7 protein-coding genes are annotated in these 5660 nt (G+C 67.0%); all 7 read right to left on the reverse strand.

The genetic code is table 11. The annotated features are described in order from the left end of the window. Positions 1-215: 215 nt before the first annotated feature. The 7 genes from ACIQM4_RS34530 to ACIQM4_RS34560 all read right to left on the reverse strand — a co-directional run bounded on the left by ACIQM4_RS34530 (position 216) and on the right by ACIQM4_RS34560 (position 5340). A complete protein-coding gene (locus ACIQM4_RS34530) occupies positions 216-611 on the reverse strand; it encodes a hypothetical protein (protein ID WP_401599537.1) in 396 nt (131 codons plus the stop codon). Continuing rightward, a complete protein-coding gene (locus tag ACIQM4_RS34535) occupies positions 608-859 on the reverse strand; it encodes a hypothetical protein (protein WP_401599538.1) in 252 nt (83 codons plus the stop codon). Before ACIQM4_RS34535 ends, ACIQM4_RS34530 begins: the two co-directional genes overlap by 4 nt. A 322-nt stretch (positions 860-1181) precedes the next feature. After that, the gene (locus tag ACIQM4_RS34540; protein ID WP_401599539.1) at positions 1182-2054 is read right to left on the reverse strand and encodes an RNA polymerase sigma-70 factor; all 873 of its coding nucleotides are present in this window, start codon (positions 2052-2054) and stop codon (positions 1182-1184) included. Continuing rightward, positions 2051-2629 (reverse strand): carboxymuconolactone decarboxylase family protein, encoded by a 579-nt coding sequence (locus ACIQM4_RS34545; RefSeq protein WP_401599540.1) that lies wholly within the window; start codon positions 2627-2629, stop codon positions 2051-2053. The genes ACIQM4_RS34540 and ACIQM4_RS34545 overlap by 4 nt, the downstream gene beginning before the upstream one ends. 177 nt (positions 2630-2806) lie before the next feature. Then, entirely contained in the window at positions 2807-3064 is a 258-nt protein-coding gene (locus ACIQM4_RS34550; protein ID WP_401599545.1) for a replication initiation protein, RepL2, read from the reverse strand. 50 nt (positions 3065-3114) lie between these two features. Further along, positions 3115-3567 (reverse strand): MarR family transcriptional regulator, encoded by a 453-nt coding sequence (locus tag ACIQM4_RS34555; protein WP_401599542.1) that lies wholly within the window; start codon positions 3565-3567, stop codon positions 3115-3117. A gap of 855 nt (positions 3568-4422) precedes the next feature. Beyond that, positions 4423-5340, reverse strand: coding sequence for a helix-turn-helix domain-containing protein (locus ACIQM4_RS34560; RefSeq protein WP_401599543.1), 918 nt, complete (start codon positions 5338-5340; stop codon positions 4423-4425). Positions 5341-5660: the final 320 nt, after the last annotated feature.

Below are 5660 nucleotides of genomic sequence, written 5' to 3' on the forward strand. Positions count from 1 at the left end.
GCCGGTCCACTCCGTGGCCCAACAGCTCCGGGTCACGGCTCCGCCGTGACCCGGGCCGGCGCTTCGCACCGGCAGGCCTGATCGCTCCGCGATCAGGCAATGGACGCGCTCCGCGCGCCCATCAAAAGCGCAGCAGCAAGGAGCGGCCCGGGCTTGAGACATCGAGAACTCCGACGCCAGCCCAGGCTTGAGACGTCAAGGACGCAAACGCCAGCTCAGACTGAAACGTCCAGGACGCGAACGCCAGCTCCGTCCCAGTCCTTGGGTACAGCGGTAACGACGCGGGCTCCCTCGGGGCGTTCCGGGCCGGGCTGGGCCACGTGCCGGGTGTGGGTCCAGCCCAGGGTGCGTGACTCGCCGGACGCGGCGAGTACAGCCGCGAGATCGAGGGGGTGGAAGACGATCTGGTCGAGCATGGCAACGTGGCCGGCTACCCCGGTGCGGGCCCTGTCGGCATCCGCGAGCGCGGCCAGGGCCACATGTACACGCCAGGTGTCGGTGGCGGCGGACTGGTGCAGGATCCGTGAGATCAGAACGCTGCCCGAGCCCAGGGCAAGGAGGGCGCTCTCGTCCAGAACCACCTCCACCGTGCTGGGGACGGTGGAGCTCATGCGGCGTCGCCGAGCCGGCGGGCGAGCTCGGCGTCTGCCGCACGGTCCTGCTCGGGGGTGGGGGTGTAACCCGACATCTCCTTGAGGACTGCCAGGGTGCGGGCCGTGCGCTCGGCACGTTCCACTTCGGTCGGGGTGTGCGCGGCGAAGTCGCTGACCAGTTGGGCGATGGTAGTGCCCTTCTCTGCGGCGAGAGCGGCAAGTCTGTCCCGGACTGTGTCTTCAACCTTGATCGTTGTGTGCGCCATGAGACCCAGAATACATCAGGTATACCGCTGGGGTAGGTGGTTCTCCTGATCGTTCTGTAGTGTTGGGAAGCTTCTTTCTACACTCCTTTATTGAGGTGCGTCATTTTGGGAGGGAGATAACTTGGTTCCAAAAAACAGATCCCTTTCCGGCACCTTTTCCCCGATGCCTGTCAACGATCGGCGAATCTGCGCCGCACTCAACCAACCTGCGCAGATGCAGTGAGCCAACACCCAAAAAGGCCAACCAACCCAAGCTGCACGCCCGTTGCAAACCGTCAGCGGTATCCCTGAAGGACTCCAGTCGCACTACCGCAAGCCGGCCCTACCTGGCGAGTTGGACTGGTTCGTTCAGTCTGGTCAGCTTCAGTGGGTTTCTCATCAAGTAGACCTGGGTGATCCGTCCGTCCTCCACCACGAGGCTCACCGCTGTGGCCAGTTCGCCGTCGATCTCGATTCGGCCGGCTGGTGCCCCGTTGAGCCACACGGGTGTTGTCGTGAGCGCGTCCATTTGGATCCGGTTCGTGCGCGCGAGTACCTTCGCCACGAGGACGACCCCGTGTATCGGGGTGAGAGCGGCGGCCGCAAGTCCACCGCCGTCGGCGATCAGGACCACGTCCGGCGCCATTACCTCCACGAGTTCCTGCAACTGCCCGGTACGCAAGGCGAGCAGGAACCGCTCCACCACTGCCTGCTGTTCCGATCGGCTCACCTGAACCCGCGGCTGCCGGGCCGCCACATGCTCGCGTGCTCGGCGTGCGATCTGCCGCACCGTGGCCGCGGACTTCCCGATGGCCTCGGCGATCTCGCCGTACGGCAGTTCGAAGACCTCGCGGAGCACGAACACCGCCCGTTCCGTGGGCCCGAGTGTTTCGAGGACGGTCAGCATCGCGATCGAGACGCTCTCCGCGAGCTCCACGTCCTCGGCGACGTCAGGGCTGGTCAGCAACGGGTCCGGCAGCCACTCGCCGACGTAGTCCTCGCGGCTGCGAGCCAGCGTCCGCAGTCGGTTGAGAGCCTGCCGCGTGACGGTCCTGACGAGGTACGCCCGCGCGTCGCTGACCCGCGACCGGTCGACCCCGGCCCACCGCAGCCAGGACTCCTGCAGCACGTCCTCCGCGTCGGCCGCGGAGCCGAGCATCTCGTAGGCGACCGTGAACAGCAGGCTGCGGTGGGTGACGAACGGGTCCTCGGTCATGCCGTCGGCACTGCGTCGGACGTCTCAGGACGTACAGCCAGCGGGATCTCGCAGGCCTCGGAGTAGCCCTGCGAGGTGATCCCGTGTGCCGTGTTGCACCTGGTTGCCAGGTTGGCGAAACCGATGAACACGGTGAGCTCGACCAGCGCCGCCGGGCCGAGCCGGCCGAGCAGGCTCGCCGACAGCTCATCGGTGACTGTCGTCGGCGTGTTCGTCATGGCCTCGGCGTACTCCATCACCTCCCGCTCCAACGGCGTGAACACCTCCGACTCCCGCCAGCGCGGAACCTGGCTCGCTTTGGTCAGGTCCAGGCTCTGGTTCTGTGCCGCGAAGTAGTTGACGTCCAGGCACCAGCTGCAGCCGACCTGCGCCGCGACGGCCATGTGCGCGAATGTCTTGAGGCTCGCGTCGGCCGCGTCCCAAGTGGCCACCTTGGCTGCGAACTCCTGGTTGGCCTCGGCGAGCTTGGGGTTGTTCCACAGGACTTCGTTGGGCTCGGGCACGGAGCCGAGCTGATTGATCAGGCTTTCACGGAGCTCGGCGGGGAGCTGGGCCTTCGGTACGCGTGGCGCCATCGTGTCCTCCTTGGACGTTTGCCGGTTGCACATGAAGACACCGCCGGGCCCAGGAATGTGACACCTACCATCGCCATGGCCCAGGAATGGAACTCATGTACGTGAGGTGGATGAGAACCGATTCCAGGGTCGGTTCTCATCCACCTCACGTACATGACACAGCCAGGACGAGCGAACTCAGGTGGCTCGGCGCAGAGGGACGACGACGTCCTCGCCGGTGGATTTCGCGCCGAGCCTGTAGTAGCTGATGTGGGCGAGCCGGTCGGTCTGCTCGAGCCATCCGGCTTCGACGACCTGGCGGCGAGTGCGGGAGAAGACGGTGGGGGACATGCCGACAAGGCGGGCGAGTGTTGCACCGGTCTCCACGACGGCTCCGGCTCGGTCGGTGGGGTGCATCGCGTAGAGCATGACGACCAGGCGCTGGTTGGCAGTCATACCTGCGGTGCGCTGAAGAACGTCCAAGAGCCTGGTCTTGTCCTCGTTGTTCACTTGGCCTCCCGCCACGAAGGGGCTGTGCCGTCGAATCCGGGGATGTCCGGCGGCCTGCATGTCTTGATCGCTTCCCGCTGTTCGATCCCCGTGCCGTGAAAGGCGATGTACGGGCTGATGCGGTACAGCTTGTAGTTGCCGATGCGGCCACGCTCGACAAGGATGCGCCGTTTCAGCAGCTTCCGGTTGATCTTGCCTACCGCGTCGCCCGTCATACCGACCCTCTTGCCGATGTCGGCGCCGGTGGCTCGCAGCGGTTCCATGCCTGCAGGGGAGATCCCGATCCACCAGAGCACCAGGAACTTCTGACTCGGGGTGAAGTCACAACTCTCCGTGATGGCCTCGACGCGAGCCTTGTCCACCTGGATGTGGTCACCGGAGAAGGCGTACGGCGCGTACGGGACGGCCTCACCGGTATCGGCGTCGACCAGCCTGCGTGCTGCTCCCAACGGGCCCTCCGGAGGTGGGGATTGCTGTGAGGTGCATGAGCAACGGCCCGGGGGCCGACCAGATGAACGTAGCGTACATGAACGTGAGGTTCATCAAGTCAGCCTCCAGGACGTGTCTCTGGCTCAGCCGTACATGACCCCACCGCGTCCCGCCCGCCTGGAACGGCCGTTGCTGATGAACGTCAGCGCAATGTGGTCAGTTCTCAGGAACCGTGTCACGGGTCCTGAGAACCGTGTAAGCAGTCCGCACGATCCTTGTGCCCAGTTCCTGAGAGCGGGGTGCACGCTCTCAGGAACCGTGTGCCAGATCGTCAGATCTGTATGTGCTGAGCCTTTTAGCAGGTCAGAGCGGTTACGGAGACGTCCCTCTCTTAAGTACCAGGGTGCGGATATCCGACGGCCTTCGCACCGGGCACCAAGCAGCCGCCAGCGGTCGCGCTCGTCCTGCGCCTGCGATGTCTTCGGCGCGGATGCGGCCGGGCCACCCACCCGTCTGTCGAAGGGAACTCGCCCCTTGCTCCCCCGACCGCGGCCACCGAAAGCACGCCCCGACGCGCCCGCGGTCACCAAGTACCTGCCACGTATGTCTCGCGAGCCCCGGCAAGCCTCAGCCACGTTGCTCGTCTGTGCACCCCGAGCAGCCCGCAGCCGCGCTGTCACCTGCGGCCCCCGTCGGGCCCCGCAGGCCCGCCAGGGCCGAGGACGCGCCGACCGGTAGGCGCTGAAGAGCGCGGAAGAGCGCGCCCGAAGCTGCTTTGAGGTCGGTTGCCGTGCGCAATGGGCTCCGGGCCGGTCCCCGGCAGCGGGGGTTCCGCCGGGGGCCGGACCGCAGCCCACTGTGTCGGGCGTGGGAGGTCAGCTGTCGAGTGCGGACCCGTGGGACCCGTGGGAAGAGACGTCCTCGAACGTTCTGGTCGCCTGGTCGGGACCGAGGGAGCTGGCGAGAAGGCGCAGAGCGGCTTCCGATGCGGTTCCGGGTTCGGCGCTGTAGGCGAGCATGCGCTGCCCGTTGCCGCCTGCGAGCTGCATGGTTTCGAAGGCCAGCTCCATGCGGCCCACCAGGGGGTGCTGGAGGTGTTTGGTGCCTGAGACGCAGCCGCGTACCGGGTGGCGGGACCACAGGGTGGTGAACTCGGCGCTCTTCATGGTGAGCTGGCCGATCAGTTCGGCCAGGGGGCGGTCGTCGGGGTAGCGGCCGGCGACCAGGCGCAGGGCGGCCAGTGCCGTCCTTGCCTCGTCGTCCCAGTGCGGGTACAGCCGACGGGTTTCCTCGTCCAGGAAGAGCAGCCGGGTCAGGTTCGGGCGCCGGGCGGACCTGTCGGGGCTGTCGGCGTCGAGGTGGGCGGCGAGCAGGGCGTGGCCCAGCGGGTTCCAGGCCAGGACGTCGTTGCGGCGGTTGAGGACCACGGCGGGGACGTCGGGCATGGCGGCGAGGAGCTGCCGGATCGTGGTGCCCGCGTTGTCGGCGCGTGCGGGCGCGGGACGGCGGGTCCTGGTGGGGCGTGCCAGGTCCCGCAGGTGGGCCGTCTCGTCCTCGGTCAGGCGCAGGGCGATGGCGATCGCGTCGAGTACGGCGTCGGAGACGTTCGTGCTCTGTCCTTGTTCGAGGCGGGTGTAGTGGGTGACGCTGACGCCGGCGAGCAGGGCGAGTTCCTCGCGGCGCAGCCCCGGCACCCGGCGTCGTACGCCGTGCGACTGCAGGCCCACCTCTTCCGGCTGGAGGGTGGCCCGCCGGTTGCGCAGGAAGTCTCCCAGTTCCGACTGTGTGTTCATGGTGTCAAGTGTCCTTCAGCACCCCGGGTGTGCGGGAGGGCTCAAGGTAGTCCTGGCTTGGGTAGTTTCCCCGGTGCCAGTGAGGGTCTGGGTACCCAGAACAGAGGGCTGGGCGGGCCGGTTCCGCTGTTGCAGGCTTCCACTCCGTAGTCGCCTAGCGGAGTCAGGGAGTGTGTCATGTCGGCGGTTGATGAGGTTGTGGTTGTGGGTCGGGACGGGGGTGCCGGTCCGGGTGGGCCGGTGTCCTCGTCGCGGATGACGGGGCGGATGCGTCTGGTCCTTGTCGTGCTGCTGGTCGCGCAGTTCATGCTCGCGGTGGA

Origin of the sequence: Streptomyces sp. NPDC091272 (assembly GCF_044757485.1) — a bacterium.
In the GTDB taxonomy this organism is placed as follows: domain Bacteria; phylum Actinomycetota; class Actinomycetes; order Streptomycetales; family Streptomycetaceae; genus Streptomyces.

What these genes read in the sequence shown, in the direction of transcription:
- ACIQM4_RS34530 (WP_401599537.1), bottom strand. Translation starts at nt 611, where the DNA reads ATGAGCTCCACCGTCCCCAGCACGGTGGAGGTGGTTCTGGACGAGAGC.
- ACIQM4_RS34535 (WP_401599538.1), bottom strand. Translation starts at nt 859, where the DNA reads ATGGCGCACACAACGATCAAGGTTGAAGACACAGTCCGGGACAGACTT.
- ACIQM4_RS34540 (WP_401599539.1), bottom strand. Translation starts at nt 2,054, where the DNA reads ATGACCGAGGACCCGTTCGTCACCCACCGCAGCCTGCTGTTCACGGTC.
- ACIQM4_RS34545 (WP_401599540.1), bottom strand. Translation starts at nt 2,629, where the DNA reads ATGGCGCCACGCGTACCGAAGGCCCAGCTCCCCGCCGAGCTCCGTGAA.
- ACIQM4_RS34550 (WP_401599545.1), bottom strand. Translation starts at nt 3,064, where the DNA reads ATGACTGCCAACCAGCGCCTGGTCGTCATGCTCTACGCGATGCACCCC.
- ACIQM4_RS34560 (WP_401599543.1), bottom strand. Translation starts at nt 5,340, where the DNA reads ATGAACACACAGTCGGAACTGGGAGACTTCCTGCGCAACCGGCGGGCC.